Origin of the sequence: Streptomyces sp. B21-105, from assembly GCF_036898465.1 — a bacterium.
In the GTDB taxonomy this organism is placed as follows: domain Bacteria; phylum Actinomycetota; class Actinomycetes; order Streptomycetales; family Streptomycetaceae; genus Streptomyces.
In genome coordinates, this window is record NZ_JARUMJ010000001.1 from 5,603,943 (window position 1) to 5,619,164 (window position 15,222).

A 15,222-nucleotide genomic window follows, 5' to 3' on the forward strand; every position below is an offset into this window, starting at 1 on the left:
CGGCGGCTGGGAGTCGGTCCTGTGGCAGACCTCCGAAGATCAAACTGGAGCCATTGAATGGCACGCGTTTCCGGTGTTGACATCCCGCGCGAAAAGCGTGTGGAGGTCGCCCTCACCTACGTGTTCGGCATCGGCCGGACCCTTTCCCAGGAGACGCTGGCAGCGACCGGCGTCGACCCGAACACCCGCGTTCGCGACCTCTCCGAGGAGCAGCTCGTCGCGATCCGCGAGTACGTGGACGCCAACATCAAGACCGAGGGTGACCTTCGTCGCGAGATCCAGGCCGACATCCGCCGCAAGGTCGAGATCGGTTGCTACCAGGGTCTCCGTCACCGTCGTGGTCTGCCGGTCCGCGGTCAGCGCACCAGCACGAACGCTCGTACCCGCAAGGGCCCGCGTCGCGCCATCGCCGGCAAGAAGAAGCCGGGCAAGAAGTAGTCCTCAGCGGACAACGCTTCATCAGCGGTCTTCGCTGTAGGACCGACCACCTCCCCGTAGGAGTTTGTAGATGCCCCCCAAGGGTCGTCAGGGCGCTGCCAAGAAGGTGCGCCGCAAGGAAAAGAAGAACGTCGCGCACGGCCAGGCGCACATCAAGAGCACGTTCAACAACACGATCGTGTCCATCACGGACCCGGCCGGAAACGTGATCTCGTGGGCCTCCGCCGGCCACGTCGGTTTCAAGGGCTCCCGCAAGTCCACGCCGTTCGCCGCGCAGATGGCCGCCGAGTCGGCTGCCCGTCGCGCGCAGGAGCACGGCATGCGCAAGGTCGACGTCTTCGTAAAGGGCCCGGGCGCCGGTCGTGAGACCGCCATCCGCTCCCTGCAGGCCACGGGCCTCGAGGTCGGCTCCATCCAGGACGTCACCCCGACCCCGCACAACGGCTGCCGTCCGCCGAAGCGCCGTCGCGTCTGACGCACGGTCGTCCCGGGTTTTTTCGGGTTTCGGGCGGCACGTCCTGTTCCGGGCGTGTCGCCCGTACCCTTGCAGTACCGAGTCGGGCGTCAAATAGCGGGCGCCCCTGACTGAAGGATTCATCCATGCTGATCGCTCAGCGTCCCTCTTTGACCGAAGAGGTCGTCGACGAGTTCCGCTCCCGGTTCGTGATCGAGCCGCTGGAGCCGGGCTTCGGCTACACCCTCGGCAACTCCCTCCGCCGGACCCTCCTGTCGTCGATCCCGGGTGCGGCGGTCACGTCCATCCGCGTCGACGGCGTGCTGCACGAGTTCACCACCGTGCCGGGCGTCAAGGAGGACGTCACCGACCTGATCCTCAACATCAAGCAGCTGGTCGTCTCCTCGGAGCACGACGAGCCGGTCGTGATGTACCTGCGCAAGCAGGGCCCGGGTCTGGTCACCGCCGCCGACATCGCGCCCCCGGCCGGTGTCGAGGTGCACAACCCCGACCTCGTCCTCGCCACGCTCAACGGCAAGGGCAAGCTGGAGATGGAGCTGACCGTCGAGCGCGGTCGCGGTTACGTTTCGGCTGTGCAGAACAAGCAGATCGGTCAGGAGATCGGCCGTATCCCGGTCGACTCGATCTACTCGCCGGTTCTCAAGGTCACGTACAAGGTCGAGGCCACGCGTGTCGAGCAGCGCACCGACTTCGACAAGCTGATCGTCGACGTCGAGACCAAGCAGGCGATGCGTCCCCGTGACGCCATGGCCTCCGCCGGTAAGACGCTGGTCGAGCTCTTCGGTCTCGCCCGTGAGCTCAACATCGACGCCGAGGGCATCGACATGGGCCCGTCCCCCACGGACGCCGCCCTCGCCGCCGATCTCGCCCTGCCGATCGAGGAGCTCGAGCTCACCGTTCGGTCGTACAACTGCCTCAAGCGCGAGGGCATCCACTCCGTGGGTGAGCTCGTGGCACGTTCCGAGGCCGACCTGCTCGACATCCGCAACTTCGGTGCGAAGTCGATCGACGAGGTCAAGGCGAAGCTGGCCGGCATGGGCCTGGCCCTCAAGGACAGCCCGCCCGGATTCGACCCGACCGCCGCGGCGGACGCCTTCGGGGCGGACGACGACGCGGACGCGGGCTTCGTGGAGACCGAGCAGTACTGAGCGCTCCGCGGGGAGGCGATACTGCGACTGCGGGCCGGTTGTGGCTGGTCGCGCCCACGCGACGGAGTCGCACATCGACACCGCCCCGCGCCCCTTCCAGGCCCCTGCGGGGGCCTGGATCTTCGACAGACGACCGTCTGCTCGGATACTGACCCCGGTACCTGATACGGCCGGGGCAGACACCTAGGAGAAACACCATGCCGAAGCCCACCAAGGGTGCCCGTATGGGCGGCAGCGCCGCGCACGAGAAGCTGCTCCTCGCGAACCTCGCGAAGGCGCTGTTCGAGCACGGCCGCATCACCACCACCGAGGCGAAGGCGCGCAAGCTGCGTCCGTACGCCGAGCGTCTGGTCACCAAGGCGAAGAAGGGCGACCTTCACAACCGCCGTCAGGTGCTCCAGGTCATCACGGACAAGAGCATCGTGCACACGCTCTTCACCGAGATCGGCCCGCGCTACGAGAACCGTCCCGGTGGCTACACCCGCATCACCAAGATCGGTAACCGTCGTGGCGACAACGCGCCCATGGCCGTCATCGAGCTGGTCGAGGCGCTGACCGTCGCGCAGCAGGCGACGGGCGAGGCCGAGGCCGCCACGAAGCGTGCCGCTAAGGACGCCGAGACCGCTCCGGTCGCCGAGGCCGCTCCGGCCGCAGAGGAGACCGAGGCCGACGCGGCCGAGGAGTCCAAGGACGCGTAAGCGTTCTGCCGGGGGCTGTGCGTTTTACGGCTGCGGGTTCGTCGTGGCTGGTCGCGCAGTTCCCCGCGCCCCTTCAGGGCGATCGCGGGTCCGCTTCTTTCGAGGAGCGGGCCCGCTTTTGTGTTGCTGAGAGGATCTGTACGTGAGTGACGAAGCACAGCCCGGGTTCGTGCGGGTGCGGCTGGACCTGTCCTACGACGGGGCCGGGTTCTCCGGGTGGGCCAAGCAGGCCGGGGGACGGCGAACCGTCCAGGGGGAGATCGAGGACGCGCTGCGGACCGTCACACGGTCGGGCGGGACGACGTACGAGCTGACCGTGGCCGGGCGCACCGACGCCGGGGTGCACGCGCGCGGCCAGGTCGCCCATGTCGATCTGCCGGAGGCGGTCTGGCGTGAGCACCACGAGAAGCTGCTCAAGCGGCTCGCCGGGCGGTTGCCGAAGGATGTGCGGGTGTGGGCGCTGCGGGAGGCGCCGAGCGGGTTCAACGCGCGGTTCTCGGCGATCTGGCGGCGGTACGCCTACCGGGTCACCGACAACCCCGGGGGCGTCGATCCGCTGCTGCGGGGGCACGTCCTGTGGCACGACTGGCCGCTCGACGTGGACGTCATGAACGAGGCCGCCCGGCAGCTGCTCGGCGAGCACGACTTCGCCGCGTACTGCAAGAAGCGGGAGGGCGCGACCACGATCCGCACGCTCCAGGAGCTGAGTCTGACGAAGGGCGACGACGGGATCGTCACCGCCACCGTCCGGGCCGACGCCTTCTGCCACAACATGGTGCGTTCGCTGATCGGGGCGCTGCTGTTCGTGGGGGACGGGCACCGCGGCCCGGAATGGCCCGCCAAGGTGCTGGCCGCCGGTGTGCGGGACTCGGCCGTGCACGTCGTGCGGCCGCACGGGCTGACGCTGGAGGAGGTCGGCTACCCGGCGGACGGGCTGCTCGCCGCGCGCAGCAGGGAGGCGCGCAACCGGCGGACGCTGCCCGGGGCCGGGTGCTGCTGAGCCCGGCCCACACGCCCCGTGGGCCAGGGCCGGCCGGTCAGCTGTTGGCGGCCGCGGACGCCTGGGCCTCGCCGCGGCGGCGGAGCTGCTGGAACGCGAACTCGGCCAGGTCGTCGCCGGCGGTGAACACGGCGGTGTCCTTGGTGGTGACGTCCTTGCCGTTCGCGAAACCGGTGAGCGTGAAGTAGGCGTACCGGCCGTAGGAGTTGGTCGTCGAGCGGCAGATCGCGCCGTTGCAGAAGGCCTTGACGCCTCCGCCGGCGAGGGCCTTGACGATGCTCCTGTCGTCGGACTGGCTCTTGACCTTGGCGGCCTGCGCCTCGGTGTCGAAGACCGCGACGCCGACGGTGACCGAGATGCCGTCCTTGGCGTACGTGACGCGCATCATGCGGGTGCAGCCGTTCGCGGCGAGGATCTTGCCCAGGGTGCCCGCGGCGCCCGTGGCGCACGCGGTGCTGTCGGCCTTGGTGCCCTTCTTGTACACCGCCGCGCCCATGGTCAGCTGCTTGCCGGGGAAGAGCAGGTCCGGCCCGTTGGGGGCGGTGTCCTTGGCCTTGCTGGAGACGAACTCCTTCGGGTCCAGCGGGGGCGGGGCGCTGGTCGGCGCGAAGGACGGGGTGGTGGACGCGCTCGGGAGGTCGCCGGTGGCGGGCAGCGAGGCTGTGGGCCGGTTGGCCTTGTCGTCGTTCGCCGACACCACGCCCATGGCCACGGCGGTGCCGATGCCGAGCGCGGCGAGCGCGCCGCCGCCTATGAACAGCAGCCGGCGGCGCTTGTTGCGCGTCTCGGACGCCTCGGCGAGCGCGGCCCAGTCCGGGGTACTGCCGTCATCGCCGGTGCCCCACGGCTGCTGGGAGTTCGGTTTCCACGGATCCCACTGGGACTGAGGTCCCCCCTGCCCATAGCTCATGGGGCGCATCTTAGACGGGGTGCGGGGTGTGGTGTCCCGTGCCGACGGGTAGGGGAGACGCGCGGAATCCCGGGCCGGGGGCGGGCAAACGCGACATCTCCGGGTGCTTGGTACGGCGTTCCCCCTGGCCGCCCTCGAACGTGTGGCGCGGGCCACTCCGGAGGGCCGTTTCCCGCTCCGATCGAGCTCGTTTTGACCCCGCCATGGAGACGCGGGTATCCTGCATCTTCGTTGTGTATTGGCGCGCTCTTCTCACGGGACGGGCCCTTACACCGGTCCACCGGGCCGATGACCAGCGACCAGCACGCGGTATGCGTCACCGCAGTGCGGTCTGGGCTGTCGTGATCGTCTTCGGTGACCTTGTCAGGACCATTCACTGAAGAAGCGAAGGCTACGAACCGTGCGTACGTACAGCCCCAAGCCCGGCGATGTGACGCGCCAGTGGCACGTCATCGACGCTCAGGACATCGTCCTGGGCCGTCTCGCCACCACTGCCGCGTCCCTCCTCCGGGGCAAGCACAAGCCGATCTACGCGCCCCACGTCGACACCGGTGACTTCGTCATCATCATCAACGCCGACAAGGTGCACCTCTCCGGCAACAAGCGGACCCAGAAGATGGCGTACCGCCACTCCGGCTACCCGGGTGGTCTGCGCGCCGTGCGCTACGACGACCTGCTGGCGAACAACCCCGAGAAGGCCGTCGAGAAGGCCGTCAAGGGCATGCTCCCCAAGAACACGCTGGGCCGTCAGATGCTCTCGAAGCTGAAGGTCTACAAGGGTGACGTGCACCCGCACGCGGCGCAGCAGCCCGTGCCGTTCGAGATCACCCAGGTCGCGCAGTAAGTCCGGCCACACCACCTAGCTGAAGAGAATCTGAGGAGAACCGTGGCCGAGACCACTGCCGAGCAGCCGCTCGAAGAGACCGAGCTCGTCGACATCGAGAGCTACACCACCGAGTCCGAGGTCCCCGTCGAGGGTGAGTACACCTCGGAGTCCCTGGCCTCCCGCTTCGGCGAGGCCCAGCCGGCGGCCGGCCTGGGCCGTCGCAAGAACGCCATCGCCCGCGTCCGGATCGTTCCGGGCTCCGGCAAGTGGAAGATCAACGGGCGCACGCTCGAGGACTACTTCCCGAACAAGGTGCACCAGCAGGAAGTCAACGAGCCCTTCAAGGTGCTCGAGCTCGACAACCGCTACGACGTCATCGCCCGCATCTCGGGTGGCGGCGTCTCCGGTCAGGCCGGTGCGCTCCGTCTCGGTGTCGCCCGCGCGCTGAACGAGGCCGACGTCGACAACAACCGCGGCGCCCTCAAGAAGGCCGGCTTCCTCACGCGCGACGACCGCGCGGTCGAGCGCAAGAAGGCCGGTCTGAAGAAGGCCCGCAAGGCCCCGCAGTACAGCAAGCGCTAGGCTTCGCTGCCTGCTCGTGCATATCGCGGAGCGGGTCGCTCGCCTCGCTCGTATGTACTCCGAACGCCCCGGCGGCACGCCACAGTGTCGTCGGGGCGTTCGTTTTATCGCAGTCGTGGGCGTATAACGGCACAAGGTGCTCAAAGGCTTGTGCGATCGGATGCTCGGGGCATCAAATGCCTGGATGCGGGATCGGATGCGGAATCGGGGGCGGCCGCAGCAGGCCGTCCGACCGGCGGCCGGGCCCGCACGGCCTTGGAAACTGACGCTTCCTCAGGAGGACAAGTGGGACGACTCTTCGGCACGGACGGCGTGCGCGGTGTCGCCAACGCGGATCTGACGGCGGAGATGGCCCTCGGCCTGTCCGTCGCGGCGGCGCACGTGCTGGCCGAGGCGGGCACCTTCGAGGGTCACCGACCGGTGGCCGTCGTCGGACGGGACCCGCGCGCGTCCGGGGAGTTCCTGGAAGCCGCCGTGGTGGCGGGTCTGGCGAGCGCGGGCGTGGACGTGCTGAAGGTCGGCGTGCTGCCGACGCCGGCCGTCGCGTACCTCACCGGCGTGCTCGGCGCGGACCTCGGCGTGATGCTCTCGGCCAGCCACAACGCGATGCCCGACAACGGCGTCAAGTTCTTCGCCCGCGGCGGTCACAAGCTCGCCGACGAGCTCGAGGACGCCATCGAGACCGTCTACGAGGAGCACCGCACCGGCGCGCCCTGGGACCGGCCGACCGGCGGCGGCGTCGGTCGCGTGCGTTCGTACGACGAGGGGTTCGACCGGTACGTCGCCCATCTCATCGCCGTCCTGCCGAACCGGCTCGACGGGCTGCGGATCGTCCTCGACGAGGCGCACGGCGCTGCCGCGTGGGTATCGCCGGAGGCGTTCGCCCGGGCCGGCGCGGAGATCGTGACCATCGGGGCCGAGCCGGACGGGCTCAACATCAACGACGGCTGCGGGTCGACCCACCTGGACAAGCTGAAGGCCGCGGTCATCGAGCACGGCGCCGCCCTCGGCATCGCGCACGACGGCGACGCGGACCGCTGCCTCGCCGTGGACCACACGGGTGAGGAGATCGACGGCGACCAGATCCTCGCCGTGCTGGCGCTGTCCATGCGGGAGCGGGGCGTGCTGCGCTCGGACACCGTTGTCGCGACGGTCATGTCCAACCTCGGGTTCAAGCTGGCCATGGAGCGCGAGGGGATCCATCTCGTGCAGGCCGCGGTCGGCGACCGCTATGTGCTCGAGGAGATGAAGGAGCACGGGTACGCGCTCGGCGGCGAGCAGTCCGGGCACGTGATCATCCTCGACCATGCGACGACCGGCGACGGCACGCTGACCGGGCTGATGCTGGCGGCTCGCGTCGCGGAGACGGGGCGGTCGCTGCGTGAGCTGGCCTCCGTGATGGAGCGGCTGCCGCAGGTGCTGGTCAATGTGCCCGACGTCGACAGGTCCCGGGTCGGGGACTCGGCCGAGCTGGCGACTGCCGTCGGTGAGGCGGAGCGGGAACTGGGGTCCACCGGGCGGGTGTTGCTCCGGCCTTCCGGGACCGAGCCGCTGGTCCGGGTGATGGTCGAGGCGGCGGACATCGATCAGGCGCGGGCTGTTGCGGGGCGGCTGGCGGATGTAGTGAAGTCCGCGCTGGGTTAGCCGAGGGCGGGCCGGGGCGGATCGGGTTCGGGGTGCTGCGCGTCGCGGGGTGCGGGTGTGTTGTGGCTGGTCGCGCAGTTCCCTGCGCCCCTTGGGGGGTTGGGGTGGGCGGGTCAGGGGTGTTGGGTTCGGCGGTGTTGGGTTGACCAGGCCCATTTTTGGAGGAGCAGGGTCAGGGTGCCGGCCAGGACGATGCCCAGGAGGTTCAGCAGGAGTTGTTTCGCCGAGCCCCATGTCTGGCTCATGTCGCCGTAGCTGAGGGCCACCGCCGCGTTCGCCGCCGCCGGGACCGTCGTCACCGAGATGGCGACGCCGACCAGGGCGCCCGACTTCGCCGAGGTCAGGGAGAGGGTGCCGGCGACTCCGGCGAGCACGGCGACGACGAAGGAGAACCAGTCCGGGGCGTAGACGAAGCCGGTCTGGGGGCGGTCACCCTCCAGTTTGGCCTCGCTGAACAGGCTGACCGCGTCCATGAAGAGGCTGAAGCCGACGGTTGCCGCCATCGCCACCGCGAAGCCGACCAGCAGGGCGATCAGGGAGCGCACGGCCAAACGGGGTGCGCGCTGCACGATCGCCGTGCACACGCCGGCCAGCGGGCCGAACTCCGGGCCCACCGCCATCGCTCCGACGATCAGGACCGCGTTGTCGAGCACCACACCGCAGGCCGCGATCATCGTGGCCAGTGTGATGAAGGCGAGGTAGGTGACGGAGAGCGTCGAGTCCTCGTGGGTCGCGTCGGTCAGGTGCTCCCACAGGACGGCGTCGGCGGCTTCGCCGGGGGCCTCCGCCTCGGCCTTGTCCGCGCGCCGGGAGAGCGACAGGTCGATGTTCTCCACGGCGATCGAGCCGGTCTCCTCCAGGCCCAACTGCTGCAACCGGGTGAGGAGTTCGTCGCCCGCCTCGCGGGCCACGTCGCACAGGACGACGTCGCCGGCCGGGTTGCGGGCGGCCCGGGGCAGGACCACGAGGTGGGTGGCCCCGACGGTCCGCTCGATGAGACGGACGACGTCGTCGGTCCGCTCCGCCGGGGTGATCAGACGCAGGTGCAGCATGGGGGCAGGGTAGCCGTCAGAGTTTGCGCAGCCGCAGCCGCTGGACCTTGTGGTCGGGCCCCTTGCGGACCACGAGGCCGGCCCGCCCGCGGGTGGGGGCGATGTTCTCCACCAGGTTCGGCTTGTTGATGGTGCGCCAGAGCGTGCGCGCGTAGTCGAGGGCCTCCTCCTCGGAGACCTGGGTGTACTTGCGGAAGTACGAGTCCGGGTTCTGGAAGGCGGTCTGACGCAGTTTCCGGAACCGGCTGAGGTACCAGCGCTCGATGTCCTCGGTGCTCGCGTCGACGTACACGCTGAAGTCGAAGTAGTCGGCGAGGCCGACGCGGGTGCGGCCGTCGCTGCCGGGCAGGGCGGGCTGCAGGACGTTCAGGCCCTCGACGATGAGGATGTCGGGGCGGCGGACGGTGAGCCGCCGGTCGGGGACGATGTCGTAGATCAGGTGGGAGTAGACCGGCGCGGTGACCTCGCCCTTGCCCGCCTTGATGTCGGCGACGAAACGGGTCAGCGCGCGGCGGTCGTAGGACTCGGGGAAGCCCTTGCGGGACATCAGGCCGCGGGCTTCGAGTTCGCGGGTGGGCAGCAGGAAGCCGTCCGTGGTGACCAGCTCGACGCGCGGGTGCTCCGGCCAGCGGGAGAGCAGCGCCTGCAGCAGGCGGGCGACCGTCGACTTGCCGACGGCGACCGAGCCGGCGACGCCTATCACGAAGGGGGTGCCGGACTGCGAGCCCTTCTCGCCCAGAAAGGTGTTCAGTGCGCCGCGCAGGCCGTCGGTGGCGCCCACGTAGAGGTTGAGGAGGCGGGAGAGCGGGAGGTAGATGTCCCGCACCTCGTCGAGGTCGATGACGTCGCCCAGGCCGCGCAGCTTCTCGAGCTCCTCGGCGGTCAGCGGCAGCGGGGTCTTCTCCCGCAGCGCGCTCCACTCGGATCGGGTGAGGTCGACGTAGGGAGTCGCCTCCGGCCTGTGCCGGTGGGCGCTCCGGGGCATCGGGGGGACCGGAGAGATCACAGTCCATTGTTAACGGAGTTTGAACGCGATGGCGGGTGGGCTCCGTCACGCCCGGGCGGGGCGGCGTACACCCGCGGGAATTTCCGGAATCGGGCACGTGGAGGCTCTTTCGGGGCGGGGATCGGCCGTAGGCTGCCGCGCATGTGCGGAATCGTGGGATACGTGGGGTCTCAGTCGGCGCTCGACGTCGTGATGGCCGGACTGAAGCGGCTGGAATACCGGGGGTACGACTCGGCGGGCGTCGCCGTGCCGGCCGACGGGGGGCTCGCCGCGGCGAAGAAGGCGGGCAAGCTCGTCAATCTGGAGAAGGAACTGACGGAGTGGCCGCTGCCGGCCGGGACGACGGGCATCGGGCACACCCGGTGGGCCACGCACGGCGGGCCCACCGACGTCAACGCCCATCCTCATCTCGACAACGCGGGGCGGGTCGCCGTCGTGCACAACGGGATCATCGAGAACTTCGCGGCGCTGCGGGCCGAGCTGGCCGAGCGGGGACACGAGCTGCTGTCGGAGACCGACACCGAGGCCGTCGCCCATCTGCTCGCCGAGGAGTTCTCCGTGACGTCCGACCTGGCGGAGGCGATGCGGCTGGTGTGCCGGCGGCTGGAGGGCGCGTTCACGCTGGTCGCGGTGCACGCGGACGAGCCGGACGTGGTGGTGGGCGCGCGACGGAACTCGCCGCTCGTGGTGGGCGTTGGCGAGGGCGAGGCTTTTCTCGCCTCGGACGTCGCCGCGTTCATCGCCCACACGCGGTCGGCGGTCGAACTGGGTCAGGACCAGGTGGTGGAGCTGCGCCGGGACGGGGTGACGGTCACGGGGTTCGACGGCCGGCCGGCCGAGGTGCGGTCGTACCACGTCGACTGGGACGCGTCGGCGGCGGAGAAGGGGGGTTACGACTACTTCATGCTGAAGGAGATCGCCGAGCAGCCCAAGGCGGTGGCCGACACCCTGCTGGGCCGGATCGACGCCGGCGGCTCGCTGACGCTGGACGAGGTGCGGATCCCCGCGCGGGAGCTCCGGGAGATCGACAAGATCGTCGTCGTCGCCTGCGGGACGGCCTTCCACGCCGGGCTGATCGCCAAGTACGCCATCGAGCACTGGACGCGCATCCCGTGCGAGGTGGAGCTGGCCAGCGAGTTCCGCTACCGGGACCCGATCCTGGGCGCCCGGTCGCTGGTCATCGCGATCTCCCAGTCCGGCGAGACGATGGACACGCTGATGGCGCTGCGGCACGCGCGGGACCAGGGGTCCAAGGTGCTCGCCATCTGCAACACCAACGGGTCGACCATCCCCCGTGAGTCGGACGCCGTGCTCTACACGCACGCGGGGCCGGAGGTGGCCGTCGCGTCCACCAAGGCGTTCCTGACCCAGCTGGTGGCGTGCTACCTCGTCGCCCTGTATCTCGGGCAGGTGCGCGGCACCAAGTGGGGGGACGAGATCCGGGCCGTCGTCCGGGACCTGGCGCGGATCTCCGGCGAGGTGGAGCGGGTGCTGGAGACCATGGAGCCGGTGCGGGAGCTGGCCCGCTCGCTGGCCGACAAGGACACCGTGCTGTTCCTCGGGCGGCACGTGGGCTATCCCGTCGCGCTGGAGGGCGCGCTGAAGCTGAAGGAGCTCGCCTATATGCACGCGGAGGGATTCGCGGCGGGCGAGCTGAAGCACGGGCCGATCGCCCTCATCGAGGAGGGCCTGCCCGTGGTGGTGGTCGTGCCCTCACCGCGCGGCCGGTCCGTCCTGCACGACAAGATCGTCTCCAACATCCAGGAGATCCGGGCGCGAGGGGCGTGCACCATCGTGATCGCGGAGGAGGGGGACGAGGCGGTCGTGCCGTACGCCGACCACCTCGTGCGGATCCCCGCCACGCCGGTGCTGCTCCAGCCGCTGGTGGCGACGGTGCCGTTGCAGGTGTTCGCGTGCGAGCTGGCGACCGCGCGGGGCAACGAGGTGGATCAGCCGCGCAACCTCGCGAAGTCGGTCACCGTGGAGTAGGGGAACAGGCGGATGCCCGCGGGAGTCAGACGGATGCTCGCGCGTGGGGGCGTTCCGTGTCCCCCACGCGGGCGGGTGGTCAGCGGCGGGTGCGGCGTCTGCGGGCGGCGAAGAGTTTCCAGGTCGTGAGGAGCAGCGGCAGTTCCATGATCCAGAGGCCGGTGACCGCGTCCCACTGCGGGTCAGCCATCGCGGACTCGTCGGCGGTGACGACCCCGCACAGCACGCCCCAGGCCGCCGCGAGCAGGCCCACCAGCCAGAGGGCGGTGGTCCAGCCCCGCACCGAGCCGTCGGCGCCGGCCGTCCGGGCCGTCGGGGGCCGCTTGCGCGGCTGCGGCTGCGGGATGCGGTCGGGTTCGCGGGCCGGCATCCGCACGATCGCGTCGTCGGGCACGGCCGCGTCCAGCGCCGCGATGCGGTCCGGCGTAACGCCCTTGTACAGCGTCGGCTCCACGGTGACCGGGAAACCGTCGTGGCCGGTGAGGGCACGGGCGCCGTCGGGATACGCGGTCATCGCCGCGCAGGCGTCGTAGCGGACGGTGACTGGGCCCTTCGGGGTGAGCAGGCTGACGCCCTCCGCACCGATGACCAGGGTGACGTCCTCGTCCTCCAGGGACGGGTGGCGGGTGCCGGTCACGGCGGCCGTCGAGAACTGCGGGGCGAGGGTGAGCCCCGCCCAGTCGACGCCCCGGCCGGGCACCTGCAGCAGCGCGGCGTCCCACGCCTGGCGGGCGACCTCGTGCAGGTCCCGAGTCGTCACCGCGTTCAGCTCGGCCCGGAGCTGGTCGGGGGTGAGGATGCGATGCCCGATCAGCAGGCTCAGCGCGTACGAGGGGAGCAACGCCGCGCCGAGGTCGGGAGTGTCGTACACCTTGAGGAGCTTGGCGCGGACGGAGTCCAGCTCGGCCTGCTCGATACGGCCCGCGCGCAGCCGGGCGAGGGTGTCGACGAAGCCGCCGACGACCGCGTCCTGCTTCTGCGGGAGGGCGTCGGCGTACGCGGTGAGGGTGGCGAACTCGGCGTCGCGCGGGCTGTAGTCGGCCTCCGCGGAGTAGGAGTAGCCGCCCTCCTGGCGCAGGTCCTGGAAGAGGGCCCGGCCGAGGACGTCCGCGAAGACACTGGCCGCGGTGGAGCGGCGCAGCACCGAGGTGAGGACCACGTGTCCGTCGTCGCCGCCGATGAACGCCGGCGTGACGGGCAGGGCGCTGGTCGCGGCGGGGGCGGGGAAGCGGGAGCCCCGGGGGAGGGTCAGGTCCAGGCCCTCGGGGACATGGTCGCCGGCGATCCACAGGACCGCGTTGTCCCTGGTGAAGCGGGTCTCGGCCCAGTGGCGGACCTGATCGGGAGTGAGGCTCCAGGTGCCCAGTTCGTTGTAGCTGGACAGTCCGTAGCTCTGGGCGCCGTACCGCCACAGCGGCATCCGGTGCTGGGGTCCGCCGCCGCGGCCGGCCGCCTCCGTGCGGAGGATCTCCCGCTCGGTCTCCAGCCGCTCCATCGGCAGGTCCCGCAGTGCGGCGCACACACTGTTCAGGTACTCGACCACCTCCTCCTCGCTGCCGTGCACGTGGAAGAGGGTGTACGTGTTCGCCGTCGCACCGTTGTAGTGCAGGTCGGACAGGCCCAGGCGGTGCAGGGCGAGGTGCTCGACGAGGTGGGTGAGACCGGCGGTGGCCAGCGTCTCGTCGGCGCGGCCCACCCGGAAGAAGAGTCCGGCGGTGATCTCCTTGCCGGAGGCGGGGGCCGGGGCGTAGAGGGTGGGCACACCGTTCGTGGTGGTGTGCGAGACGAGGCCTTCGAGAGCGGCGAGGCCGTCGAGGTCGTCGTGCGGGGTGAGGCCGTCCAGGTCGTCGACGTCGTCGTGCTTGTGCAGGTTCGTGGTCATCGGACGCCGCCTCCACGGGATTCCAGCGCGGCCTTGCGGAAGCCGAGGAACGCCGACTTCTGGTCGGGCAGGTACTGCCAGGGGGTTTCCGTGGCGCGGTTGCCGAGGAAGGCGAAGTGCGGGGCCGCGTCCGCGAAGTGGCCGCCCAGCGAGAAGGCGAACGCGAACGCGTTGTGCGCGCCGACCGAGTTCCAGTCGGGCCGGTGGTCCGGGTGCAGCACCGAGACCTGGGCGGCGAAGCGCAGGTCGTCGCGGACCGGCACGCCCCGCAGGTACGCGGCGTCCTCGCCGCTCGGCAGGTCCAGCCAGTGCTCGATGTGGGCGAGGGCCACCACGGCGGCGGAGTTCGACGCGTCGGGGGCCCCGGTCGCGCACTCGCGGGCGAAGCCGTGCGCCGCTTCCCAGGAGCCGCCCCACTTCGGGCACAGCTGCTGCAGCAGCTGCGACTGCGCGCGGTACTGGTGCGGATGGTGCGCGGACAGCCGGTCGTAACGGCGACGCGCCTCGGCCTGCCCCAGCTGCAGACCGCGCGCGGTCGTCAGCCGGGTGATCCAGGCGAGGGCGTACGAGGGCTGCTCGGCGCAGACCTCGATCAGCAGCTGTTCGGCCCGCCGCAGCCAGTCGTGGAACTGGCTGAACCGGTCCTGCGAGACGTACTTGGCGCGGGCGCCGCTGCGGATGTCCCAGCCGATGTACACGTACCGCTCGGCGAGCAGGGTGCGGGGCAGTGGGTCGGCGGGCGATTCGGCCGCCGCCCGCTCCAGGAAGCCCTCGACGCCGGCGATGTCGGCGAGGAGGCCGGCGGCCGAGGCGAGCCTGTCGACGGAGCCGAGCCCCGCGAAGCAGTCCCGGACGGCCGGCCAGTCCCCGGCCTGCGCGGCGGTGCGCAGCGGGATCAGCTCGGGTGTGTTGTCGTACGGGTCGAACGTCGGCGCCGAAAGGCCTATGGGTCTGCCGCCGGACATGCCGCCGGTCGTGTTGTCGGTCGTGCTGGTCATTCCCCCGCCCCCTGGCGTCCCCTTCCGCGGCGCGCGGGCTGGCCCCCCAGGGCGCGCGGCGGTGAAATCCTGCTGGAAAGTCTACGTTCGACTTGACGTGCTCAAGTCGCCGCAGGCTAGCAGCAGGGGGTGACGGTGAGGCCCTAGGGTGCTGGGCATGAGCATCATCGGGGTCGGTATCGACGTGGCCGAGATCGAGCGCTTCACGGCGTCCATGGAACGGACACCCGGGCTCGCCGAACGGCTGTTCCTGCGGAGCGAGTTGCTGCTGCCGAGCGGCGAGCGCAGGGGCATGGCCTCGCTGGCGGCCCGGTTCGCGGCGAAGGAGGCCCTGGCCAAGGCGCTCGGGGCCCCGCCCGGACTGCTGTGGACGGACGCCGAGGTGTACGTCGAGGAGAGCGGGCGGCCCCGGTTGCGGGTGCGGGGGAGCGTCGCCGCCCGGGCGGCCGAACTGGGCGTCACGGGATGGCACGTGTCGTTGAGTCATGACGCGGGCGTGGCCTCGGCGGTGGTGGTGGCCGAAGGGTGAGGCGCGGGGTGGGGCGCTCCGCGGGGTGAGGCGAGGAGTGGGGAG

General features: G+C 70.6%; 15 protein-coding genes. 10 read left to right on the forward strand and 5 right to left on the reverse strand.

What is annotated here, in order from left to right:
• The first annotated feature begins 57 nt into the window (after positions 1-57).
• From rpsM to truA, 5 genes are all read left to right on the forward strand, one after another.
• Positions 58-438: a 30S ribosomal protein S13 gene (gene rpsM, locus QA802_RS25430; protein ID WP_020132619.1), complete on the forward strand. Its 381-nt coding sequence runs from the start codon at positions 58-60 to the stop codon at positions 436-438.
• Positions 439-508: 70 nt separating this feature from the next.
• Positions 509-913: a 30S ribosomal protein S11 gene (rpsK, locus tag QA802_RS25435; protein ID WP_010354218.1), complete on the forward strand. Its 405-nt coding sequence runs from the start codon at positions 509-511 to the stop codon at positions 911-913.
• A 125-nt stretch (positions 914-1,038) separates the two neighbouring features.
• Positions 1,039-2,061, forward strand: a complete 1,023-nt coding sequence (locus QA802_RS25440; protein WP_306949759.1) for a DNA-directed RNA polymerase subunit alpha — start codon at positions 1,039-1,041, stop codon at positions 2,059-2,061.
• Between the two features lie 197 nt (positions 2,062-2,258).
• Positions 2,259-2,759 carry a 50S ribosomal protein L17 gene (rplQ, locus tag QA802_RS25445; protein ID WP_334526955.1) on the forward strand — a complete coding sequence of 167 codons (501 nt, stop codon included), beginning with the start codon at positions 2,259-2,261 and terminating at the stop codon, positions 2,757-2,759.
• A 142-nt stretch (positions 2,760-2,901) separates the two neighbouring features.
• Positions 2,902-3,759, forward strand: coding sequence for a tRNA pseudouridine(38-40) synthase TruA (gene truA / locus QA802_RS25450; protein WP_334526958.1), 858 nt, complete (start codon positions 2,902-2,904; stop codon positions 3,757-3,759).
• A gap of 37 nt (positions 3,760-3,796) precedes the next feature.
• On the opposite strand, the gene QA802_RS25455 is transcribed toward truA, so the two are convergent.
• Positions 3,797-4,669, reverse strand: coding sequence for a hypothetical protein (locus QA802_RS25455; RefSeq protein ID WP_334526961.1), 873 nt, complete (start codon positions 4,667-4,669; stop codon positions 3,797-3,799).
• A gap of 400 nt (positions 4,670-5,069) precedes the next feature.
• On the opposite strand from QA802_RS25455, the gene rplM reads away from it, so the two are divergent.
• From rplM to glmM, 3 genes are all read left to right on the forward strand, one after another.
• Positions 5,070-5,513 carry a 50S ribosomal protein L13 gene (rplM, locus tag QA802_RS25460; protein WP_334526964.1) on the forward strand — a complete coding sequence of 148 codons (444 nt, stop codon included), beginning with the start codon at positions 5,070-5,072 and terminating at the stop codon, positions 5,511-5,513.
• A gap of 42 nt (positions 5,514-5,555) precedes the next feature.
• Complete coding sequence (gene rpsI, locus QA802_RS25465; RefSeq protein ID WP_107442401.1) at positions 5,556-6,077, forward strand: 30S ribosomal protein S9; 522 nt, start codon at positions 5,556-5,558, stop codon at positions 6,075-6,077.
• Between the two features lie 285 nt (positions 6,078-6,362).
• Entirely contained in the window at positions 6,363-7,721 is a 1,359-nt protein-coding gene (gene glmM / locus QA802_RS25470) for a phosphoglucosamine mutase (RefSeq protein ID WP_319164316.1), read from the forward strand.
• 113 nt (positions 7,722-7,834) lie between these two features.
• On the opposite strand, the gene QA802_RS25475 is transcribed toward glmM, so the two are convergent.
• Both QA802_RS25475 and coaA read right to left on the reverse strand, forming a co-directional pair.
• Positions 7,835-8,773: a DUF389 domain-containing protein gene (locus QA802_RS25475; RefSeq protein ID WP_334526969.1), complete on the reverse strand. Its 939-nt coding sequence runs from the start codon at positions 8,771-8,773 to the stop codon at positions 7,835-7,837.
• 16 nt (positions 8,774-8,789) lie between these two features.
• Entirely contained in the window at positions 8,790-9,758 is a 969-nt protein-coding gene (coaA, locus tag QA802_RS25480; RefSeq protein ID WP_319164319.1) for a type I pantothenate kinase, read from the reverse strand.
• Positions 9,759-9,920: 162 nt separating this feature from the next.
• Between coaA and glmS the strand changes: the two genes are divergently transcribed.
• Positions 9,921-11,768, forward strand: coding sequence for a glutamine--fructose-6-phosphate transaminase (isomerizing) (glmS, locus tag QA802_RS25485; protein ID WP_334526972.1), 1,848 nt, complete (start codon positions 9,921-9,923; stop codon positions 11,766-11,768).
• Positions 11,769-11,847: 79 nt separating this feature from the next.
• Here the strand turns inward: glmS and QA802_RS25490 are convergent, their stop codons facing one another.
• A complete protein-coding gene (locus tag QA802_RS25490; RefSeq protein ID WP_334526975.1) occupies positions 11,848-13,650 on the reverse strand; it encodes a M16 family metallopeptidase in 1,803 nt (600 codons plus the stop codon).
• Entirely contained in the window at positions 13,647-14,648 is a 1,002-nt protein-coding gene (locus QA802_RS25495) for a hypothetical protein (RefSeq protein WP_334526977.1), read from the reverse strand. Before QA802_RS25495 ends, QA802_RS25490 begins: the two co-directional genes overlap by 4 nt.
• A 157-nt stretch (positions 14,649-14,805) precedes the next feature.
• Here QA802_RS25495 and QA802_RS25500 point away from each other — a divergent pair, with 157 nt between their 5' ends.
• Positions 14,806-15,177 (forward strand): holo-ACP synthase, encoded by a 372-nt coding sequence (locus QA802_RS25500; RefSeq protein ID WP_334526980.1) that lies wholly within the window; start codon positions 14,806-14,808, stop codon positions 15,175-15,177.
• The last annotated feature ends 45 nt before the right edge of the window (positions 15,178-15,222 follow it).

Bases quoted from the DNA above. Each gene is read 5' to 3' on its own strand.
- rpsM (WP_020132619.1), top strand. From the start codon at position 58: ATGGCACGCGTTTCCGGTGTTGACATCCCGCGCGAAAAGCGTGTGGAG.
- rpsK (WP_010354218.1), top strand. From the start codon at position 509: ATGCCCCCCAAGGGTCGTCAGGGCGCTGCCAAGAAGGTGCGCCGCAAG.
- QA802_RS25440 (WP_306949759.1), top strand. From the start codon at position 1,039: ATGCTGATCGCTCAGCGTCCCTCTTTGACCGAAGAGGTCGTCGACGAG.
- rplQ (WP_334526955.1), top strand. From the start codon at position 2,259: ATGCCGAAGCCCACCAAGGGTGCCCGTATGGGCGGCAGCGCCGCGCAC.
- QA802_RS25455 (WP_334526961.1), bottom strand. From the start codon at position 4,669: ATGAGCTATGGGCAGGGGGGACCTCAGTCCCAGTGGGATCCGTGGAAA.
- QA802_RS25475 (WP_334526969.1), bottom strand. From the start codon at position 8,773: ATGCTGCACCTGCGTCTGATCACCCCGGCGGAGCGGACCGACGACGTC.
- coaA (WP_319164319.1), bottom strand. From the start codon at position 9,758: ATGCCCCGGAGCGCCCACCGGCACAGGCCGGAGGCGACTCCCTACGTC.
- glmS (WP_334526972.1), top strand. From the start codon at position 9,921: ATGTGCGGAATCGTGGGATACGTGGGGTCTCAGTCGGCGCTCGACGTC.
- QA802_RS25490 (WP_334526975.1), bottom strand. From the start codon at position 13,650: ATGACCACGAACCTGCACAAGCACGACGACGTCGACGACCTGGACGGC.
- QA802_RS25495 (WP_334526977.1), bottom strand. From the start codon at position 14,648: ATGACCAGCACGACCGACAACACGACCGGCGGCATGTCCGGCGGCAGA.
- QA802_RS25500 (WP_334526980.1), top strand. From the start codon at position 14,806: ATGAGCATCATCGGGGTCGGTATCGACGTGGCCGAGATCGAGCGCTTC.